At 69.4% G+C, this 21,390-nt stretch carries 14 protein-coding genes; 3 read left to right on the top strand and 11 right to left on the bottom strand.

The annotated features are described in order from the left end of the window. Positions 1-38: 38 nt before the first annotated feature. From treY to ABDZ92_RS03020, 10 genes are all read right to left on the bottom strand, one after another. Positions 39-2,498: a malto-oligosyltrehalose synthase gene (gene treY, locus ABDZ92_RS03065; protein WP_125959156.1), complete on the bottom strand. Its 2,460-nt coding sequence runs from the start codon at positions 2,496-2,498 to the stop codon at positions 39-41. Next, positions 2,495-4,498: a 4-alpha-glucanotransferase gene (malQ, locus tag ABDZ92_RS03060; protein ID WP_125959155.1), complete on the bottom strand. Its 2,004-nt coding sequence runs from the start codon at positions 4,496-4,498 to the stop codon at positions 2,495-2,497. Before malQ ends, treY begins: the two co-directional genes overlap by 4 nt. After that, positions 4,495-6,207, bottom strand: coding sequence for a malto-oligosyltrehalose trehalohydrolase (gene treZ, locus ABDZ92_RS03055; protein WP_125959154.1), 1,713 nt, complete (start codon positions 6,205-6,207; stop codon positions 4,495-4,497). The genes malQ and treZ overlap by 4 nt, the downstream gene beginning before the upstream one ends. Continuing rightward, positions 6,204-8,354 carry a glycogen debranching protein GlgX gene (gene glgX, locus ABDZ92_RS03050; protein ID WP_125959153.1) on the bottom strand — a complete coding sequence of 717 codons (2,151 nt, stop codon included), beginning with the start codon at positions 8,352-8,354 and terminating at the stop codon, positions 6,204-6,206. Before glgX ends, treZ begins: the two co-directional genes overlap by 4 nt. Continuing rightward, a complete protein-coding gene (gene glgB / locus ABDZ92_RS03045) occupies positions 8,351-10,537 on the bottom strand; it encodes a 1,4-alpha-glucan branching protein GlgB (protein ID WP_125959152.1) in 2,187 nt (728 codons plus the stop codon). The genes glgX and glgB overlap by 4 nt, the downstream gene beginning before the upstream one ends. Continuing rightward, a complete protein-coding gene (treS, locus tag ABDZ92_RS03040) occupies positions 10,534-13,770 on the bottom strand; it encodes a maltose alpha-D-glucosyltransferase (RefSeq protein ID WP_125959151.1) in 3,237 nt (1,078 codons plus the stop codon). Before treS ends, glgB begins: the two co-directional genes overlap by 4 nt. Next, a complete protein-coding gene (locus tag ABDZ92_RS03035) occupies positions 13,767-16,868 on the bottom strand; it encodes an alpha-1,4-glucan--maltose-1-phosphate maltosyltransferase (RefSeq protein WP_206432116.1) in 3,102 nt (1,033 codons plus the stop codon). The genes treS and ABDZ92_RS03035 overlap by 4 nt, the downstream gene beginning before the upstream one ends. Before the next feature lie 146 nt (positions 16,869-17,014). Next, complete coding sequence (locus tag ABDZ92_RS03030; protein WP_206432115.1) at positions 17,015-17,350, bottom strand: DUF2934 domain-containing protein; 336 nt, start codon at positions 17,348-17,350, stop codon at positions 17,015-17,017. 65 nt (positions 17,351-17,415) lie between these two features. After that, complete coding sequence (locus ABDZ92_RS03025) at positions 17,416-18,273, bottom strand: SDR family oxidoreductase (RefSeq protein ID WP_125959150.1); 858 nt, start codon at positions 18,271-18,273, stop codon at positions 17,416-17,418. Between the two features lie 75 nt (positions 18,274-18,348). After that, positions 18,349-18,681, bottom strand: a complete 333-nt coding sequence (locus tag ABDZ92_RS03020; RefSeq protein ID WP_125959149.1) for a DUF6496 domain-containing protein — start codon at positions 18,679-18,681, stop codon at positions 18,349-18,351. 76 nt (positions 18,682-18,757) lie between these two features. Between ABDZ92_RS03020 and ABDZ92_RS03015 the strand changes: the two genes are divergently transcribed. Next, the gene (locus ABDZ92_RS03015; protein WP_125959148.1) at positions 18,758-19,159 is read left to right on the top strand and encodes a hypothetical protein; all 402 of its coding nucleotides are present in this window, start codon (positions 18,758-18,760) and stop codon (positions 19,157-19,159) included. Between the two features lies 1 nt (position 19,160). Here the strand turns inward: ABDZ92_RS03015 and ABDZ92_RS03010 are convergent, their stop codons facing one another. Then, positions 19,161-19,517 carry a hypothetical protein gene (locus ABDZ92_RS03010; RefSeq protein WP_125959147.1) on the bottom strand — a complete coding sequence of 119 codons (357 nt, stop codon included), beginning with the start codon at positions 19,515-19,517 and terminating at the stop codon, positions 19,161-19,163. A 138-nt stretch (positions 19,518-19,655) separates the two neighbouring features. Here ABDZ92_RS03010 and glpX point away from each other — a divergent pair, with 138 nt between their 5' ends. Both glpX and ABDZ92_RS03000 read left to right on the top strand, forming a co-directional pair. Further along, a complete protein-coding gene (glpX, locus tag ABDZ92_RS03005; RefSeq protein ID WP_125959146.1) occupies positions 19,656-20,621 on the top strand; it encodes a class II fructose-bisphosphatase in 966 nt (321 codons plus the stop codon). Continuing rightward, positions 20,618-21,361 carry a CPBP family intramembrane glutamic endopeptidase gene (locus ABDZ92_RS03000; RefSeq protein ID WP_125959145.1) on the top strand — a complete coding sequence of 248 codons (744 nt, stop codon included), beginning with the start codon at positions 20,618-20,620 and terminating at the stop codon, positions 21,359-21,361. Before glpX ends, ABDZ92_RS03000 begins: the two co-directional genes overlap by 4 nt. Positions 21,362-21,390 lie beyond the last annotated feature (29 nt).

Below are 21,390 nucleotides of genomic sequence, written 5' to 3'. Positions count from 1 at the left end.
CAGGGAAGGAGCTTGTACCGCGCGGTCTCCCGCTGTCATTACGGAATGATAAGGATCGCCGTCGGTTCGTCGCAGAGCAGGGCGCCGACGCGCGTTTCGACGCCCTCCGGCAGCCCCTCCAGGACGGTATCCGCCCACCAATCGCCAGCCGGCGTCGGTGTACCCGTGCCGGCAGTGGCCTCTGCGGTTCGCAGCGCCACGACCGCGAGCAGCCGCTCTTCGCCCGCCGTACGCGTGAAGGCGAGGACATGATCGGCGCGGGCACCACGAACGTCGACCGGTCGATAGTCGCCGCTGGCAAACAGCCCAGGGTGCTGGCGGCGCAATCCCAGGAGCCGTGCGATCAGGGCAAGCTTCTCCGCACCCTGCCGGCCGGGATCGGCGAGCAGCTGCGCGCGCAGCTCATAGTCGACCGGCCGTCGGTTGTCCGGATCGACCAGGCTATAGTCGGGCAGTTCGGTGCCCTGATAGCAGTCGGGTACCCCCGGAACGGTATAGCGCAGCGCCACCTGCGCCAGCGAGTTGGCGCGCGCCGGGGCCGCCGTCCTGGTGAGGAATGCCTGAAGGTCCGCGAGGAAGTCGCCCGACTTGCCCGGATCGAGCAGCGCCCGGACCAGCCCCTCGGCCGCGCCCTCATAGGCTTCGTTGGGAGCTTCCCAGGAGGACCGCAGCTTGGCTTCGCGGAGCGCCTTCTGCTGCCAGGCGACGACGCGGTCGGCAAAGGCGAACAGGCCGTCGGCATCGTCGATCGCCAGCCCGTCGGGCCAGGCGCCAAACAGCGTCTGGAACAGCATGTAGACGTCGCCTGGATCCACGCCATCCGCAAAGGGTGCCGCCAGGGCGTGCCAGCGCAGCACCGCCTCGCGCCAGGCGTCGGGCAGCTCGCTCAGCACCGCAAGCCGGGCGCGCATGTCCTCGCCGCGCTTGTGGTCGTGGGTGGCGGTCGCGAGCATGCCGCGCGGGAAGCGCTCGGCCCGGCCGACCGCATCGGCGTGGAACTCGGCGATGCTCGCGGAAAAACGGGTCGCATCGAAGCCGACGTCGTTGCGTGAGAGCAGCCGGCCGTAGCGGTAGAAGGCGGTGTCCTCCACCGCCTTCGCCGCGATCGGTGCCGAAAGCTGCTGGAAGCGGCGCACTGCCTCGGCAGCGAGTTCAGTGTCCCCCGGGCCTGTGCCGGCGAGCCATTCCAGCACGCGGTCGACCACCGCCTCCTCGCCGGGGGGCACATGGGCGGCGACCCGGCTGCGCGCGATCTCGCGGATCTCGGCGTCGCCCTCGGGCGCGGCGTCTCCGGTTCCGTAGGTGCGGTAGACGGGGAACACCCAGAGCAGGCGCTCGATCGCGCGGCGCAGCATGCCGCGGGTGAGACCCTCGGTCTCGGGCGTGGAAGCGGCCAGCGCCGTGAAGGCCTGGACGCACCGCGTCAGCTGGCCTTCGAAAGCCCAGGCGAGCATGTGGCGCCGTGCCTCGAGTTCTTCGGCCTCAAAGTCCGCCGGGCGGCCGCTGATCTCTTCCCACAGCCGGTCGAGCGGTGCTTCGCCTTCCGGCGCGTGGAGGAGCGCGGCCACCTCCTCCATGAAGTCATAGCCGCTGGTCCCATCGACGCCCCAGTCGTCCGACAGGGGCTCGCCTGCGCCCAGGATCTTCTCGATCACCAGATAGGCGGGCCCCGGCGGGGCATCCGCCGGGCGTTGCGTGGCATCCAGGCGCGCGCGTAGCGTACGGCAATAGCCGGCGGGATCGGTCAGCCCATCGACATGATCGACTCGAACGCCGTCGATCAGCCCCTCGGCATACAGGCGCAAGGGGAGGGCGTGGACGGCATCGAAGACTTCGGGGTCCTCGATGCGAAGCCCGGCGAGTTCGCTGACCGTGAAGAAACGCCGCCAGTTGAGCGCGTCGTTGGCGGTGCGCCACGACGCCAGCCGGTAATGCTGGCGCTCCAGCACCGCGCGGATCTCCTGCGGATCGCTGATTGCGTCGCCCGCTTGGTCTTCGTCGCGCAGCGGGAAGCGATGCTCGCCGTAGGCGGAGACGAAGCGCTTGCCGTCCTCGACGACGACCTCGATCGCGCCCTGCTCCAGTGCTTCCGACAGGGGCGTGCCGAGCACCGGCAGCAACACCGGCTCGCGCCAGTCGATGTCGAAGAAGCGGGCATAGGCGCTGCCCTGCCCGTGGGCGAGCACGTCCATCCACCAGCCGTTCTCGCTGCCGGCGACGCCCATGTGGTTGGGCACGATGTCGATGATGACGCCCATGTCGCGCGCGCGCAGCGCCTTCACCAGGCTGCGAAACGCCTCCTCGCCGCCCAGTTCGGGATTGATCGTGGTCGGGTCGACCACGTCATAGCCGTGGGTCGAGCCGCTGCGTGCCGTCGTGATCGGCGACGCGTAGACGTGGCTTACCCCCAACCGGTCGAGATAGGGGACCAGCGCCTCGGCATCGGCAAAGGTGAAGTCGCGGTGGAACTGGAAGCGATAGGTGGCGCGCGGAGTCATCCGTTCCTCATAGCGTTGATGCGGGCGACGCGCCGGGCGACGTCGGGCCGGTCGAGCAGCTCGGGGGTGGGCGCCGGCATGCGCCGCCGCCAATTGGGGTGTTCGTCGATCGTGCCGGGCAGGTTCGGCTGTTCCTCGGCGCCGATCAGGTCCTCGATCGGCAGGATCGCGAGTTCGCACGGCGTGCCGGCGACGAAGGCGAGGGCGGCGTCCACCGCGGGCGCCGGATCGTCGCTTGACGGCTCTGGCGCATCAGCGACGCCCGCGTCGGTGAACGCCTGCCACAGCAACGTGCGTTCCTCGGCGCGGGTGGCGCGCTCGTCGGCTTCGACCGCATCGGGCCGGGTCCGCCCGAGCTGCCAGTTCCAGTCGATGTCGCGCTCGGCCCACCAGCCGGCCACGGTCGCCAGGTCATGGGTGCCGGTCATCGCCGCGGCCTCCTGCGACCAGCGTTCGGCAGGGATGAACCCGTCCTCGTCGCGTTCGAAGGGCAGCACGCGCATGCCCAGCATGCCGCGCTCGTCCATCTTGGGCCGGAAGCCCTCGGGCACGGTGCCCAGGTCCTCGCCGATCACCACCGCGCGGGCGCGATGCGATTCAATCGCGAGCACGCGCAGCATGTCGTCGAGCGGCATCGTCAGATAGGCGCCGTCGCGCGGCGAGGCGCCCTCGGGCACCACCCACAGCCGACGCAGGCCCAGCGCATGGTCGATGCGGATGCCGCCAGCATGATCGAGTGCCGCGCGCAGCGTCGCGATGTACGGCTCGAAGCCGGTGCGCTGGAGCGCGCGCGGCGAAAAGCCGGTGATGCCCCAGCTCTGCCCTTCAGGCCCAAGCAGGTCGGGCGGCGCGCCGAGCGACAGGCCGGTGAGCAGGTCGTCGCGGCGGCTCCACGCGTGGCTGCCGCCACCGTCCATCCCCACGGCGAGATCGGCGATCAGCCCCAGCGCCATGCCGCCGTTCGTCGCGGCGCGCTGGGCGGCGTCCAGGCTGCGCTTCGCCAGCCACTGGCAGAAGAGGTAGAAGTCCACCTCCTCCGCATGCTCGGCCGCAAAGCGCGCGACGGCGTCGCCGGCAGGATCGTGGAAGGCTGCCGGCCAACCCTGCCAACCCGTCGCGCCGCTCTCCTGGAAGAAGTGGGCGTGCAGCGCGTCGAAGCGGGCATGGCGCTGCAGTTCGTCGCCGCCCTTGCGCGCATAGTCGGCTACCTCGGCGCGCACCGCGTCGCTGCGGGCGGCAAAGGCGGCACGCAGCTGGCGCAGCCGGGCAGGGATCGCGGCGCTCCAGTCGATCAGCTTGGCGGAGGCAGGCTCTTCGACGGTCGCGCCTGCCAGTGCGGGATCGGCGTAGAGGATGTTGAGGAACAGCCGGCTCGACGGCGCATAGGGGCTGTAGCGGCTGGCATCCGCAGGAAACAGCGCGTGTACGGGGCTGATCGCCAGCGCGTCGGCACCCTTGCCGGCAAAGGCGCGCGCGGCGTCGGCCAGCGTGCCGAAGTCGCCAAAGGCACGGCGCGGATCGCGCAGGCCCGCGATCTGCACCGCGGTTCCCCACAGGCGCTTGCCGCCGGCCGCATCGGCCACGCCGAAGCAGCGGCGCGGGGCGATCGCCAGACGGATCGTGCGGTCGCCCTGCACCAGCTGGTAGTAGCCGGGCACGTCGATCGCCGGCAGGCTTAGGCCGGAGCGGTCCTTGGCCAGGGTAACGGAACGTCGATCACCCTGCTCGGACAGCAGCTCGGCAAGCCCTTCGCGCAGACAACCGACGGGCAAAATCACCGGCTTGCCCACATCCGCCGAAACGAAGCTGCACGACGCCGCCTGGTCCTCGGCCAGGTGCTTGCGGCTTTCGGTGATCGCGGCGGGGCTGTTCGCGGGCAGCCCGAGCGCCTCGAGCACGGCCGCCAGCGCGTCGTCGGACACCCGCTGCGGGTCGCCGGCGGCGTCCTCCCAGTCGATCAGCAGCCCCGCTTCGATCGCGAGGCTGTGGAGCGGGCTCATGCCTCCACCCAGACGGCGACGCTTGCGGGCGCGCCGGGCTCGCCGTGCGCGAACAGCGGCTGTGCCAGCTCGGGGAAGAAAACCGGCGTGTCGCCCAGGTTGAGCGCGATGGTCAGCGTCGCACCGTCGCCCATCCGCCAACGTGCGACCACCGCCGCTTCGCCGATTGCCTCGGCGCCCAGACTGGTCGTGCCCTTCAGCCGCGGGACGATGTGAGTGTGGCGGAGTCCCAGCAGTTCGCGGTAGAGCGCGCGCCACGCGGCGGCGTCCGGGCCGGGCTCCGGGTGCGACTGGTCGAAGGTGCTGCGCGCGTTGGGATCGGGGATGCGCTCGCGCGCTTCCGGATCGGCGAACGCCTCGAACTTCGCGAATTCCTTGCGCCGGCCCTCGCGCACGGCGTCGGCGAGCTCGTCGTGGAAGTCGGTGAAGAACAGGAATGGCGCTTCGCTGCCCTCGCTGTCACCCATGAACAGCAGCGGGATCTGCGGGCCCAGCAGCAGCAGCGCGGTCGCGGCGCGCAGCTTGTCGGCGTCGGCAAGCTGCGTCAGCCGCTCGCCCATCGCGCGGTTGCCGACCTGATCGTGGTTCTGGAGGAAGGACACGAATGCCGTCGGCGGCAGGTGGCCGCTCTTGCTGCCGCGCGGCTTGCCGTCGTGGTTGGGCGAACCCTCACCCTGGTAGATGAAGCCTTCCGCCAGGCAGCGTGCCAGCCGTTCGGCCGGTTTCTCCGCGAAATCCTGGTAATAGGCGCTGCTCTCGCCCGTCAGCAGGACGTGCAGCACATTGTGGAAGTCGTCGTTCCACTGCGCATCGAAGCGACCGGCGCCGAGCCGGTCGGCGTCGTTCTCTTCATTCTCCAGCACGAGGTGGACGTGGCGATCGGGGCCGACCGCCGCGCGCAGCTCGGCCGCCATGGCGTCCAGGAAACCGGGATTGCCGATCGCGTGGACCGCGTCGAAGCGCAGCCCGTCGACGCGATACTCCTCCAGCCACATGCGCGCATTGTCGACAAAGAAGCGGTGCACCGGCTCCGCATCGACCGCGACCGCGCCGCCCCAGGGGGTGTGCACGTCGGTATGGAAGAAGTCCTTGGCGTAGGCGCCGAGGTAGTTCCCGTCCGGCCCGAAGTGGTTGTAGACCACATCCAGGAACACCATCAGCCCCAGCGCATGGGCGCGATCGACCAGCGCCTTCAGCTCCTCAGGGGACCCATAGGCCTCGGCCGGGGCATAAGGGAGCACCCCGTCATAGCCCCAGTTGCGGGTGCCGCCGAATGCGTTGACCGGCATCAGCTCGATCGCGGTGACGCCGAGCTCGGCGAGCGCCGGCAGTCGTTCGGCTACGCGCGCGAACCCGCCGAGCACGCCCGCATGGACTTCCTCGATCACGGCCTCTTCCCACGGCCGGCCGACCCAGTCGGAAGTGGTCCAGCGATAGGCGTCGGGGTCGACCACCACGCTCCAGCCGTGCACGCCGCCCGCCTGCGCACGCGCGGCGGGATCGGGCACCGCCAGGTCCGCGTCGAGGCGGAAGCGATAGCGGGCACCGGCACCAACCGGCGCCTCGGCCGAGAACCAGCCGTCCTCGTCGCGGGTCATGGCGACGGCCTGACCCCCGTCGATTTCCAGCGTCACCTCCGGCCGGTCGGGCGCCCAGAGGCGGAACCGGGTCCGGTCGGCGGCGACCGGCGTCGCGCCCCAGCTGCTCACGCGGACTGCTCCTCCGGCGCGGCTTCCGACTCGGCCGGTGCTTCCGGCTCGGCGATGTCCGCGACCCAGCGGATCAGGGCCGCGCTCTGCGGGCCAAGTTCATATTCGTTGCCGATCTCGAACGCGTCCTCGTCCGGCCGGGCGCTGTCCACCAGAACGGTACGCGGCACGTCGGGAGCGGGCAGGGTGAAGGTGATCGCGTCGCCCGACGCGTTCAGCAGCAGCGTCATGCCCTCGATCCGGCCGTCCTCCAGCTGGCGCGCACGGCGCATCACCAGGGCACGGCCTTCCGGATTGTTCCAGTCGTCCGGGCTCAGCGGCTGACCCTGCTCGTCCCACCATTCCAGGTCGTTGATGTCGGTGCCGGGCAGCTTCTCGGCATGGAGGAAGCTCGGCGCGCGCAGCAGCTCGTGCTGGTGGCGCAGGGCGATCAGCCGTGATGTGAACGCAAGCAGCGCCTGCCCCTCGGGCGTGTCGCGCTTGCTCCAGTCCACCCAGCCGATCTCATTGTCCTGGCAATAGGCGTTGTTGTTGCCGCCCTGGCTGCGCCCGAACTCGTCGCCGGAAAGCAGCAGCGGGGTGCCGAGCGAGGTGAACAGGGTCGTGAGCATCGAGCGCATGACTCGCTGGCGCGCGTCATTGATCGCCGGGTCGTCCGTCGGACCCTCCACGCCCCAGTTGCGCGAGTAGTTCTCGCTGTGGCCGTCGCGATTGTCCTCACCGTTCGCCTCGTTGTGGCGCTGTTCGTAGGCGACCGTGTCGGCAAGCGTGAAGCCGTCGTGCACCGCCAGCGCGTTGACGCTCGCCCACGGGCGCCGCGCGCGACGGTCGAACAGGTCGCTCGATCCGGAGATGCGCGCCGCGAGTTCGCCGCGCATCGAAGGGTCGCCGCGCCAGTATTTGCGCACGCCGTCGCGGTACTTGTCGTTCCACTCGGCAAAGCTGGGCGGGAAGTTGCCGAGCTGGTAGCCGCCGGGGCCGATGTCCCAGGGCTCGGTCGACAGCTTCAGCCGGCCCAGGACCGGGTCCTGGCGGATCACGTCGAAGAAGGCGGCGCCCGGATTGAAGCCATGTTCCTCGCGGCCGAGCGTCAGCCCCAGGTCGAAGCGGAAGCCGTCGATCCCGAACGAGGTCGCCCAATAGCGCAGCGAATCCGCCACCATCTGGATGACGCGCGCCTTCTCCAGGTTGAGCGTGTTGCCCGTGCCCGTGTCGTTGATCGTGTAGCGCGGATTGTCCTGGACGTGGCGGTAGTAGGTCGCGTTGTCGAGCCCGCGCCACGACAGCGTCGGGCCGCGTTCCGATCCCTCGCAGGTGTGGTTGTAGACCACGTCCATGATCACCTCGAGCCCGGCGGCATGGAGGCGACGGACCGCCAGGCGCAGCTCGTTGTGGCTGTTGCCGGCGAAATAGCTCTGCTCGGGCGCGAAATAGCTGAGGGTGTTATAGCCCCAGTAATTGCGCAGGCCCTTTTCCTGCAGGAACCGGTCCTGCACGAACGCATGGATCGGCATCAGCTCGACGGCGGTGACGCCCAGCCGCTTCAGGTGATCGATCACGCGCGGATGGCTGAGCGCCGCAAAGGTGCCGCGTTCCTGGGGGGCGACCTCCTCGAACAGCTTGGTCAAGCCCTTGGCATGCGCCTCGTAGATCACCGTGTCCGACCACGGGGTGTTCGGACGGATGTCGCCGGACCAGTCGAAGTGCGTGTCGACCACCACGCCCTTGGGCATGGCGGGCGCGCTGTCGCGCCGGTCGAAGCTCAGGTCCTCGCGACGCGAGCGAACCTGATAGCCGTGCAGCGCGTCGGTCCAGCGGACCTCGCCGTGCAGCTGCTTGGCATAGGGGTCCAGCAGCAGCTTGTTGGGGTTGAAGCGATGTCCCTCCTCCGGCGCATAGCGGCCATAGGCGCGGTAGCCGTAGAGGAGGCCGGGACGGGCCTCGGGCAGATAGCCGTGCCAGACCTCGTCGGTCCACTCGGTCAGCTCGTAGCGCTTGATCTCGCGCCGGCCGGTCGGTTCGAAGACGCAGAGCTCGATCTTCTCCGCGTTGGCGGAGAAGACGGCGAAGTTGACGCCCAGACCATCAAAAGTGGCGCCGAGCGGATAGGGCGAACCGGCTTCGAGCCGGTCGGGTAGGCTGTTCAACGAGGACCCCCTTCGAATCGTAGCACCACCGCTGCGAGCGGGGGCAACACGACGTCCGCACTGGCCGGCTGGCCGTGCAGGGGCGTCGCGGAGGCGGTAACCATCCCACCGTTGCCGATGTTCCCGCCGCCGTAAATTTCCGCATCGCTATTAAGGACTTCGCGCCATTGGCCGGCGCGCGGCAGGCCGATCCGATAGCCGTGGCGCGGCTCGGGCGTCATGTTGAGCAGCACCACGCAGGGCGCGGCCCGTCCGTCGCCATAGCGGGCATAGACAAAGACGCTGTTCTCCGCGTCGTCGCCCACGATCCAGTCGAACCCGGACGGGTCGGCGTCGCGGGCATGGAGCGCGGGCTCGCTCGCGTAGAGCGTGTTGAGGTCGCGTACGAGACGCTGGATGGCGGCATGCTCGGGCCGGTCGAGCAGGTCCCAGCGCACCTGTGCGTCGTGGTTCCACTCGGTATCCTGAGCAAGCTCGCCGCCCATGAACAACAGCTTCTTGCCCGGATGCGTCCACATGAAGCCGAAATAGGCGCGCAAGTTCGCCAACTGGCGCCAGCGGTCGCCCGGCATCTTGCCCAGCAGCGATCCCTTGCCGTGCACGACCTCGTCATGGCTGAGCGGCAGCACGAACTTTTCGGAGAATGCGTACACCAGACCGAAGGTCAGCTCGCCATGGTGCCAGCGCCGGTACATCGGGTCGCGCTCCACGTACTGGAGCGTGTCGTGCATCCAGCCCATGTTCCACTTGTAGGTGAAGCCCAGGCCCCCTTGGTGGACGGGGGCGGTGACGCCCGGCCAGGCGGTGGACTCCTCGGCCAGCGTGATCGCGCCGGGACAGCGTTCCGCGACCAGGGTGTTCATGCGCTTGAGGAACTCGACCGACTCCAAATTCTCGCGCCCGCCGTGGATGTTGGGCACCCATTCCCCGGCATTGCGGCTGTAATCGCGGTACAGCATCGAGGCGACCGCATCGACGCGCAGCCCGTCGATGTGGAACGTCTCCAGCCACCACAGCGCCGAGGCGAGCAGGAAGCCTGCCACCTCGCGCCGGCCAAGGTTGTAGATCAGCGTGTTCCAGTCCTGGTGGAACCCCTCACGCGGGTCGGCATGCTCGTACAGGTGCGTGCCGTCGAACTCGGCGAGGCCGTGCGCATCGGTCGGGAAGTGCGCCGGCACCCAGTCGAGGATCACGCCGATGCCGGCGCGGTGGCACGCGTCCACGAAGCCCGCGAACTCTTCCGGGGAGCCGAAGCGTGCCGAGGGCGCGAACTGCGACAGCGGCTGATAGCCCCAGGAGCCGCCGAACGGATGCTCCATGATCGGGAGCAGCTCGACATGGGTGAAGCCCATGTCGGCGACATAGGGGATCAGCCGCTCGGTCAGCCCCTGCCAGTCGAGCGTGCCAAGCGCGTCACCGTCGGGCCGCAGCCAGGAGCCGGCATGCACTTCGTAGATCGACAGCGGCGCGTTCGGAGCCTGCCGGCGTCCGCGCTCGGCCATCCAGTCGGCATCGTGCCAGCGGTAGTCCGGTGCCGGCGCGACGATCGAGCCGGTGGCCGGCGGCGCTTCCGTCTGGCGGGCGAGCGGGTCGGCCTTTTGCACCACGCGCCCGTCGGCGCCGAGGATCTCGTACTTATAATGCGCGCCCGGGCCGATGCCGGGGACGAACAGCTCCCACACGCCTGCGCCATGATGGCGGCGCATCGGGTTGCGGCGGCCGTCCCAGCCGTTGAAGTCGCCGATCACCGACACGCGGCGCGCGTTCGGGGCCCATACGACGAAGCTGACGCCCTCCACGCCCGCGACGGTGCGCGGCTGCGCGCCGAAGACGCGTGCCAGATCCCAGTGGCGGCCCTCGTTGAACAGGTGAAGGTCGAGGTCGCCGAGCACCGGGCCGAAGCTATAGGTGTCCTCGATCTCCTGTACCCAGCCGCCCGGCCAGCGGATGGCCAGGCGATAAGGCACGTCCTCGGCAAGCGTGCCGGTCCACAGGTCGCCGTCGCAGCTGAGTTCGCCGAGGGGGCGGCCGTCGTCGCGCGCGATCAGGGCGACCGCCTCCGCACCCGGCTGGAAGCTGCGGACGACGCGCCGGCCGCCCTCCTCATGCACCCCCAGCAGCGCAAACGGATCGTCCAGCATTCCAGCGCGCAGCGCGCCTGCGAGTGCGCCAACATCGGTCATGCGAAATCCTCGTTGAGCAGGCGGGCCGCGGCGCGGGCGAGGCCCAGCGCCGGCACGGCGATCCAGTCGGGCCGGTTGGCCGCCTCGTAGGCGACCTCATAGGCCGCCTTTTCGAGCAGGAAGAGGTCGAGCAGCGGGTCGCCGGCACCGGAATGGGGGAGCACGCCGCTCTCCGCCGCCGCTTCGCCATAGCCCGCCAGGAATGCCTCGATCGCGGAGCTGCCGAAGCGTGCATAGCGGCGCGTGGCGCGTGCCTCCTCGCGCTCGGCGCTGAACGGCAGGTTGCGCTCCGCCACCGCCGCCGCATAGTCGAACGAGCGGAGCACGCCGGCGACGTCGCGCAGCGCCAGGTCCTTGGCGCGGCGCTCGGCGAGCGGCTTGGCGGGCTCGCCCTCGAAGTCGATCAGCATGACGTCGCTGCCGGTCACCAGCACCTGGCCCAGGTGCAGGTCGCCATGGATGCGCGTGCGGGCGCGTCCTTCCGCGCTGCGGGCGACGGCGCCCACGCGCTCCATCAGCGCGGCACGCTGCTCCGCCAGGCGGGCGAGCGCCGCATCGGCCTCCTCGCTGCCCAGCGACACGCCCTCCAGCATCAGCAGCGCGCGGTCGAGCTGCCCCGCCACGCGACCGCCCAGCCGGTCGGCCTCCGCCGCGCTCATCGGCTCGGGCGCGAAGGCAGCATCGTCGCTATCCTGTGCCAGGACGGCATGCATTTCCGCCAGGCGGCGGCCGAAGTTGGTGGCGAAGTTGCGATAGTTGGCGAAGTTCGCATCCTCGTCGGTGGCGAGGCGCTCCAGGACGCCCAGCGTCCACTGCCAGCCGTCGCCCTGGTTGTAGACGAACGCCTGCGCCAGCATCACCAGCGTCTCGCGATCATCCTCCACCCGGGTCACGGTGCCGAGCATCGGCGGCACGTTGGCAAAGCCGTGGCCGGAGAGATAGCGCACCATCTCCACGTCCGGATGGATGCCAGGTGCCACCTTGCGCAGCAGCTTCAGCACGGCGCGCTGTCCCAGCACCAGCGTGCTGTTGGACTGTTCGGCCGCAAGCCATTCGGGCGCGGCGTCCGGCTCCAGATCGAAGCCTTCAAACGCGGTGAAGCGCAGCTCGCCGCCGTCTGCGAGCGAGACCACCGTGTTGTCGTGGAGCGCCTGCACCACCGAGCGCCCGAAACCTTCCAATGCGAAGCCGTCGGTCAGCAGGCCGACGGTCCGGCCGCGACGCACCCGCGCCAGCGCGAGGTTCGACGCGAACGGCCCGGTGTTCTCGCCCTCCCAGGCAATGCCGAGCGGCAGCATGTAGGTGGCGGTGCCGCTGTCGGTTACGACCTCGATCTCGCCCAGCAGCAGGTCCTCGGCCGCCGGCATCGGCGTCGACCGGACCAGCTGGACCGATGCGATGGTCTCGTCCTTCGCCCCGAACCAGCGGCGCTGGGTCAGGTAGCTCGGCAGCAGGTCCTTCTCGAGCACGCCGCGGTTGGCGCCCAATGCGACGTCCCCCAGTTCCGGCCGCAGGACGAAGGTGTAGCGCTCGATCTCGCTCGCCGGAGCACCGCTCGACCAGCCGGGACCCTCCGCGTCCGCGGCGAGGCGGAACCACAGGAAGCCATAGGGCGGCAGCGTCAGCAGATAGGGAAGCTGGCCGACCTTGGGGAAGGGCGTGCTGCCGAGCAGCTCGACGGGCGTGCGGCCCTCGAACTCGTGCAGGTCCAGCTCCACCGCCTGTGCGGTGCGGCCGAGGTTGGCCACGCACAGGATCGTGTCGCCCTCATGCTCGCGCAGATAGGCCAGGATCTTGCGGTTGGCGGGGCGCAGGAAGCGCTGGGTACCGCGCCCGAACGCCTGATACTCGCGGCGCACCGCCAGCATCCGCTTCAGCCAGTTCAGCAGCGAGTGGCGGTCGCGCTCCTGCGCCTCGACGTTCACGGCCTGATAGCCATAGAGCGGGTCCATGATCGCCGGCAGCGCAAGCGCGGGCGGGTCTGCGCGCGAGAAGCCGCCGTTGCGGTCGGGCGACCATTGCATCGGCGTGCGCACGCCGTCGCGGTCGCCCAGATGGATGTTGTCGCCCATGCCGATCTCGTCGCCGTAATAGAGCACAGGCGTGCCCGGCATCGTCAGCAGCAGCGCGTTCATCAGCTCGACGCGGCGCCGATCGCGCTCCATCAGCGGCGCGAGGCGCCGCCGGATCCCTAAGTTGATGCGCGCGCGCCGGTCGGCGGCATAGGTGTTCCACAGGTAATCGCGCTCGGCGTCCGTCACCATTTCGAGCGTGAGCTCGTCATGGTTGCGCAGGAAGATCGCCCATTGGCAGTTCTCCGGGATCTCCGGCGTCTGGCGCATGATGTCGGTGATCGGGAAGCGATCCTCCTGCGCCACGGCCATGTACATGCGCGGCATCAGCGGGAAGTGGAACGCCATGTGGCATTCGTTGCCCTCTTCCCCGAAATATTGCTGCGTATCCTCCGGCCACATGTTCGCCTCGGCCAGCAGCATCCGGTCCGGATAGTGCGCGTCGAGGTCGGCGCGGATCTTCTTCAGGACGTCGTGGGTCTCGGGCAAATTCTCGTTCGAGGTGCCGTCGCGTTCGATCAGGTAGGGGATCGCGTCGAGCCGCAGCCCGTCCACACCCAGGTCGAGCCAGAAGTGCATCACCGACAGCACTTCCTTCAGAACCTCGGGATTGTCGAAGTTCAGGTCGGGCTGGTGGCTGTAGAAGCGATGCCAGAAATATTGCCCGGCGACCTCGTCCCAGGTCCAGTTGGACTTTTCGGTGTCGAGGAAGATGATCCGCGTGCCCGAATAGATCTTGTCGTCGTCCGACCACACATACCAGTCGCGCTCGGGCGATCCCTTGGGCGCGTTGCGGGCGCGCTGGAACCAGGGATGCTGGTCCGACGTGTGGTTGATCACCAGCTCGGTGATGACGCGCATGCCGCGCTCGTGCGCCGCGGCGATGAAGTCGCGCGCGTCGTCCATCGTGCCGTAGTCGGGGCTGACGTCGCGGTATTCGGCGATGTCATAGCCATCGTCGCGCCGGGGCGAGGGGTAGAAGGGCAGCAGCCACAGCGTGTTGACGCCCAGGTCCGCCAGATAGTCGAGCTTCGACATCAGCCCCTTGAAGTCGCCGATGCCGTCGTTGTTGGCATCGAAAAACGACTTCACGTGCAACTGATAGATGACCGCGTCCTTGTACCACAGCGGATCCTGGTCATGGGCGGCTGCGGCGGTCATGCGAAGTCTCCGGGGGCGATGCGCCAGATGCGATAGGGCTGGTCGGGGTCGAGGCGGATGTGCTGGTGCTTGCCGTGCCAGCGGAAGCGGTGGCCGGCGGCGAGGTCTTCCACCGCGACGCTGCCGTCGTCGGGGATGCCGAACTCCCACAGCGGGATCTCGAACGCGGCATCCTGTCCGTGGTGCGGATCGAGGCTCACCATCACCAGCAGCATCTCGCTGCCGTCCGGCGCGGGCTTGGCATAGAAGATCACCCGGTCGTTGTGCGCGGGCAGGAAGCGGGTGTTGAGGTGCGTCTGCAACGCCGGATGCGCACGGCGCAGGCGGTTCAGCAGCGTGATATCGCCGATGATGTTGCCCGGCGCCTGCCAGTCGCGCGGCTTGACGATGTACTTTTCGGAATCGTGGTATTCTTCCTTGCCGGGCACCGGCGCCGCCTCGCACAGCTCGAAGCCCGAATAGACGCCGAACAGCCCCGACAGCGTCGCCGCCAGCACCGCGCGGATGCGAAAGCCAGGCCGGCCCGAGGTCTGGAGGAACACCGGGTTGATGTCCGGCGTGTTGACGAAGAAGTGCGGCCGGTAGAATTCCTTGGGCGCGGTCGTCGTTAGCTCGGTGACATAGTCGGTCAGCCCCTGCTTGTCGTCGCGCCAGGTGAAATAGGTGTAGCTCTGCGAGAAGCCGATCTTGCCGAGCCGGTACATCATCGACGGACGGGTGAAGGCTTCGGCCAGGAAGATGACGTCCGGATGCTCGGCGCGCACCTCGCCGATCATCCACTCCCAGAACGGCAGCGGCTTGGTGTGGGGATTGTCGACGCGGAAGGTCTTTACGCCGCGTTCGACCCACAAGAGGATCACGTCCCGCAGCGCCGTCCACAGCCCAGGAACTGCGTCGGGTCCGTAGAAGTCGACGTTGACGATGTCCTGGTACTTCTTGGGCGGGTTCTCCGCATATTTCATCGAGCCGTCGGGCCGCCATGCAAACCAGCCGGGATGCTTGGTGAGCCAGGGGTGATCGGGGGAGGCCTGGATCGCGAAGTCGAGCGCGATTTCCAGCCCATGCGCGCGTGCGGCTTCCACCAGCCGGGCGAAATCCTCAGCGGTGCCCAGCTCCGGGTGGATGGCATCATGTCCGCCGTCGGCGCTGCCGATCGCATAGGGGCTGCCGGGATCGTCCGGCCCCGCCGTCAGCGTGTTGTTCGGCCCCTTGCGATGGGTGCGCCCGATCGGGTGGATCGGCGGGAAGTAGAGCGTGTCGAACCCCATGTCGCGCACCGCCGGCAGCCGCGCGATCACGTCGTCGAAGGTGCCGTGGCGGCTGGCATCCTCGGTCTGCGAGCGCGGGAACAGCTCGTACCAGCTGGAGAAACGTGCCGTCAGCCGCTCGGCATCGACGATCTGCGGTTCGGAGCGCAGCCGGTGCGGACGGTCGTCGGCCGTATCCATCAGCGCGGCGAGTTCGGGCGATAGCAGCAGCGCGGCGCTGTCGGCGCCTTCGCTCGCTGCCTCCAGTCGCGCGTGCCAGTCGGCCAGCGTGGTGCGTGCCTCGCCCTGCGACCGCGCCACCGCCTCGGCCACCAGTGCCAGTCCCTCGGCATGATCGACCGGCTGCGCGACACCGGCGTCGAGCTTCTTGGTGAAGTCGCGCCGGAAGCCGCCGAACCGGTCGAGCCAGCCCTCGACCGCATATTCGTAGCGGCCGAGCCGTTCGAGGGCGAAGCTGCCACGCCACAGGTCGTTCGGCAGTTGCGTCATGCGCGCGACGCGCCAGTTCGCCTCGTCCACCGCGCGCCAGTGCAGTTCGACCGCGAGTTGCTCGTGACCGTCGGTGAACACCGTCGCCTCGACCGGCACTTCCTCGCCGACCACCCGCTTGACCGGGAAGGCGCCGCCATCGACGCGCGGGTGGAGGTCCTCGACCACCAGCCGCGGGGAGGCGGCACCAATGCCGACGGCGTCGGGCGTCACCGCGATGCGGATCGGCGACGCACGCCGCGCGGCGACCAGCCGCACTTCGCCTCCGGCGAGCGGCGTGCCGACCTCACCCTCCGCACCAAGGACGGAGAAGCCCTCGAACGCGGAGCCCATATATTCGCGCACCAGCGCCGGGGAGGGCAGCGGCTGCGGCGTGTCGCTGCGGTTCACGAATATCAGCAGCGCTTCGGACGCCTCGCGCACGTCGCTCGCATCCGCGCGCAGCAGCACGCCGACAGGGGCCTGCGGTCCGGTCAGCGCCCGCATCTCGCCATCGAAGCGTTCGGCGGCCTGCGCGACTTCCAGTGCATGGCGCACGGCCTGCGCCAGATCGGGGCTGCCTGCGAACAGGTCGGCCGGCACGATGATGCCGTTGGCGCTTGCGGCCGCCATTGCGAGCGTCCGTGCGAGAGCCGATGGCGCGTCCGCATCTCCGCTGGTCGGCGCCGAGACCTCCGCCAGGAGCGGCGCCTGGCCGCGCAGTTCCTCATACTCCTCCACCAGCCACGGTGCACGAAGGTCCCACCACGCAAAGGAGGAGGTGATCGCGGTGAGCCCTGCCGATGCGAGGGCGCGCACCTGCGGCCGCGACAGGTCCGGCGCGCCGCTGATGAAGCGCGCGTCGGGATGCCGTTCGCGTACGGCCGAGATCAGCCCGATCAGCGTTTCCGGCGGGATGCGATCCGCCCCAAGCAGCCGGAAGCCCGTAACCCCCGCATTGAGGAGGGCGGAGAGCCGCTCTACCAGCACCGGACGCAGCAGCGCCGCGGCCTCGGGCGTACGCAGCCGCGCGCGCGCCTCGCCGGTCGCCTGTGCAGGCTGGCGGGGATCCACGGGGCCGCCGCCAGCGCTGGCGCGCCGGATCGCAAATGCTTCCGGGTGGCTGGCGAGCAGCGGGTGATCGATCGGTGCGCGGTCGAGGGGCAGCGCGACCAGCAGGGCGAGCCCCGCTTCTGCGCAGGCTCCGGTGAGTGCGGGCGGAACCAGCTCCGCCTCCCCGAGCACCGGCGCCTCGGCGCGCCACAGCACGCCGTCGAAACCGGCGGCAGCGGCATCGGTCAGCAGACGCTCAGGAAGAGGAAAGGAGGGAATCGAGAGGAGGCGGGAGACGAACTGCGGCAAAAGTGACCTCCATCACGGGAACCTGCACTCAACATCGGCCGGGGCGCATCGTTCCGCCCCCGCCGCAAGGATTTGCGGCAGGCCGGCGGGCGATCCCGTCGAGGGGTTTTGCGCGCGTGCCGCTTCCCGGGCGGCACGCCTGGCGATCAGGCTTTGGCGCTGCCCGATTTGCGCTTGGCGGGGGTGCTCGCCGCCTTCTTCGGGGCGGCCGCTCGCTTCGCCTTGGGCGCCTCCGCGACGGCTGCGACGCCCTCCCCCGCCGTCGCGGCCTGGGCGGCCGGCGTTGTCTTGGGAGCCGTGCTGCGCGACGTGCGCGCCTTCTTTGGCGCCGGCGTCACTTCGCTATCCGTCGAGGCCGCGGCCTGGGCGTCGATCTCGCGGCAGGCGGCGTCCCAGTGGCGCGCATGCTCGCCTTCAGGCTGGCCTTCCTCCAGCCACATCGCATGGGCGCGCTCGCGGATACGGTGCTCTCGATCGTTCAACTTCACTCTCCCAGGTCCGGCATGTGCCGGGATTGTTGCCGCAGTCGTTGCGCTTGCGAAAGGGGTTACAGGATCGGCTTGCCGCCCGTCACCGCCACCGTCGCACCGGACACGTAGCTCGCCTCCTCGCTGGCGAGCATCACGTAGACGGGTGCAAGCTCCGCGGGCTGGCCTGCGCGGCCCATCGGGACGTCCTTGCCGAAGTTCTCGACCTGCTCCGGCGGCATCGTCGACGGGATCAGCGGCGTCCAGATCGGACCGGGCGCGACGCAGTTCGCGCGGATGCCCTTTTCCGCCAGAAGCTGGGAGAGCCCGCCGGTGAAGTTCTGGATCGCACCCTTGGTGGTGGCATAGGCGAGCAGCGTCGGCTTGGGCGTGTCGGCGTTGACCGATGTCGTGTTGATGATCGCGGACCCCGGCTGCATGTGCGGCACCGCGGCCTTGGTCAGATAGAACATCGCGTGGATGTTCGTGCGGAAGGTCTTGTCCCACTCCTCGTCCGGGATGTCGGTGATCGCCTCGAACGTCATCTGGTGGGCGGCGTTGTTGACCAGGATGTCGAGCCCGCCGAAGGCTTCCACGGCCTTGTCCACGATCGCGCGGCAGTGCGCCGCGTCGCCGATGTCGCCCGGCACCAGCACCGCCTTGCGTCCGGCATCCTCCACCAGGCGTGCGGTCTCCCGGGCGTCTTCGTCTTCGTTGAGGTAGGAGATCAGCACGTCTGCCCCTTCGCGGGCGAAGGCGATCGCCACCGCGCGGCCGATGCCGCTGTCGCCGCCGGTGATGATCGCGCGGCGCCCCGCCAGGCGCCCGGAGCCGCGGTAGCTATGCTCGCCATGGTCCGGCCGCGGGTTCATTGCTGCCGTGGTGCCGGGGGGCGATTGCTGCTGTTCGGGCTGCGGTGGCATCGGGCGATCGGTCATGTGTGGCTCCTTCGCTCCGCGAACGGCCGACGGAGAGGCGGGTTCCGGCGTCGTGCGTGCGGCGCAGGAGAATGCTCAGCCGACGGCTTTCTCCAGCTGCGCCTTGCTCATCTTGGAACGACCGGGGACGTCCTGCTTTCTCGCCTTCTCGTACAGCTCTGCCTTGGTGGGGCCATCGCGACCGCCATTCCCGCCGCTGCTGCGCTCCCGTCGCTTGGTCTGGGCGAGGCGGCGCTTGTTCTCGGAGGGGCTCTGCTGGTTGGACGCGCCCGCTTCGCTAAGCGCGATCGCAACCGCCTGCTTGCGGCTCTTCACCTTGCGCCCCGAGCCGGACTCCAGCTCGCCTTCCTTGAACTCGTGCAGGACCCGTTCCATCGTGTCCTTCTGGGCCTTGCTCTGTTTGGCCATGGTGCTCTCCTCGGGCGCATGGAACGCGCGGACCTGCGGCGCGCTCAGTTGCTTGAACAACGCGCGGAGGCGAGAAATGGCACAGCCGGAACGGGGGGCGGGCGGCGGAACGGTCGTCGGATGGAAGCTGGACGCAACGGAACGCGCAGCACTGCTGGCGCGGTTCCCGCCGCGCTGGCCGGACACGGTCGCGGACCACGTCACCTTACGTTCCGGAACCGGCCTAGGGACGCCCCTGCCGACCGAGGAGGCGGGTGAGGTGGTCGGCTGGGCCGACGACGGAGCAGGGCTGCAGGCGCTGGTCGTCGCGATCGGCGGCAGCACCGCCCGGAGCGACGGCAGCACCTATCACATTACCTGGTCGCTGGATCGTGACGCCGGACGCAAGCCGGTGGAGAGCAACCGCCTGTTGGCAGAACGCGGCTGGCAGCGGTTGGACGCGCCGATCCCGATCCGGCTGCGGCCTGCCCGCTTCTAACTCAGGGTGCGATCGGCCGCGGCTTCGACACGCCGACGCCTCGGCTGTTCGCGGTCGCCGTCGCGCCGATCATGCCGCACCCTTCGTAGGAGGCGGCAAGCCCGCAGGCGAGATGCGGCATCTTCACCAGCCGCTCGCGTTCTCCGATTGCGTCGATGATGCGCGGGTCCCCCGGCGTGGGTTCCAGGATCGGCACGCGGTACTCGTCGGCGTCGCGCAGGGCGCACACGACGATTTCGCCCGATTCCGCATCTGCCTCGCAACGGTACTCGGCCCGTGTCGCTTCCCGATATTGCGCCATTGCGGCGTCGACATTCGCCTGTTGCGCCATCACCACCAGCAGCAGATCGAACGGCATCAGCACCTCCGGGCGCAGGCGGGAATCGGAACCGTTCGAGTGTGCAGGATCTGACGCAAAACGCCAGCGCCTTCGCTCGACAAGCGGTCGCGCCTTCCCTATCGCCGGGCCTTCATCATACGGAGCAGAAGCACAGCCATGCAGACCGCCAGCCAGGTTCTCGATCGCGTCCTCGTGCTGGAGATGGTCCGTGTGACCGAAGCCGCCGCCATCGCCGCCTCCACCTTGGTGGGACGTGGCGACGAGAAGGCGGCGGATGCCGCCGCCGTCGAGGCGATGCGGGAAGCGCTCAATGGCCTCGACATGGACGGCACCGTCGTGATCGGCGAGGGCGAGCGCGACGAGGCACCGATGCTGTTCATCGGCGAGAAGGTCGGCACCGGCCAGGGCCCCGCGATCGACATTGCGCTCGATCCGCTGGAAGGCACCACCATCTGCGCCAAGGCCGGGCCGAACAGCCTCGCGGTGCTGGCGATCGCCGAGGAAGGCGGGCTGCTCAACGCCCCCGACGTTTACATGGACAAGATCGCCGTCGGTCCGGGCTATCCCGCCGGCGTCATCGACCTGGACAGGACGCCGACTGAGAACGTCGAGGCGATCGCCGCGGCCAAGGGCGTGAAGCCGCACGAGATCATCGCCTGCGTGCTCGACCGTCCGCGTCACGAGGCGCTGATCGCGGAGCTGCGCGCGATCGGCTGCGGCGTGGTGCTGATCGGCGACGGCGACGTGGCCGGCGTGATCGCGACCACCGATCCCGACACCACGATCGACGTCTACATGGGCACCGGCGGTGCGCCGGAGGGGGTGCTCGCCTGCGCGGCGCTGCGCTGTGTCGGCGGCCAGTTCAAGGGGCGGCTGCTGTTCCGCAACGACGACGAACGCGGACGCGCTGCCAAGTGGGGCGTCACTGACCTCGACAAGCAATATGACCTGACCGAGCTGGCACGCGGCGACTGCATCTTCGCAGCAACCGGCGTCACCGACGGGTCGCTGCTCGCCGGCGTCAAGCGCATGCGCGGCAAGATGACCACCGAGAGCGTGGTGATGCGCGCCAGCTCCGGCACGGTGCGCTGGGTCAAGGGCGAGCATCGCATCGACGCATGACCCTGGCGCTGCTCGCGCTGGCACTCGCGAGCTACGTCTGGTTCCTGAAGGGTGCGGTGCTGCTGCGGCGCTGGCGCGGCCCAGGGGCAGGCCGCTCCCGCGTGGATCGGCTACGGCGCTGGATTGCACGGGCGTGGCTGCTGTTCGGCGCCGTGCCGCTCGTTGCGCTGGCGCTGCTCGGGCAGCTCGGCTCCCTGGGGCGGCTCCCGGACGCATTCGTGCCGCTCGCCCTCGCCGTGCGTACCGCGTTGGTCGGGCAGGGCGTTCCGGCGGACACCAGTCTGCTCGCCGCGGCAGTGGCAGGCGGGCTTGCAGGCGGTGCCAGTGTCGGCCTGCTGATCGCAGCCTGGCGTCGCCGGCGAGGCAGGGGCGACCTCCACATCGGCCACGTCGGCGGGTTGCTGCCGCATTCCCGCACCGAGCTACGCTGGGGCGCTGCGGTCGCGATCACGGCCGGGATCGTGGAGGAGCTCTTCTTCCGGCTGCTGCTGCCTCTGCTGGTGACCCAGGCGAGCGGCAGCGCCCTTGCCGGCTTCGGTGTCGCGACGCTGCTGTTCGGGCTGGCGCATGGCTATCAACGGCTTGCCGGCATGGCCGCCACGACGCTGGTCGGCGGGCTGTTCGCCGCACTCTATCTCTACAGCGGCACCTTGTGGCTGGCGATGCTCGCCCATGTGCTGCTCGACTTCAACAGCCTGGTCCTGCGCCCAGCCTTTGCCGGTGCATGGCGGCGGCATTGACGGCCGGGTGTGTTGCTTCAATGCTACGC

The organism is Sphingomonas molluscorum (assembly GCF_039522995.1).
Taxonomy (GTDB): Bacteria; Pseudomonadota; Alphaproteobacteria; order Sphingomonadales; family Sphingomonadaceae; genus Sphingomonas; species Sphingomonas molluscorum.
The sequence above is the reverse complement of the archived record's forward strand: the minus strand, read 5'-3'. Positions and strand labels throughout refer to the sequence as shown.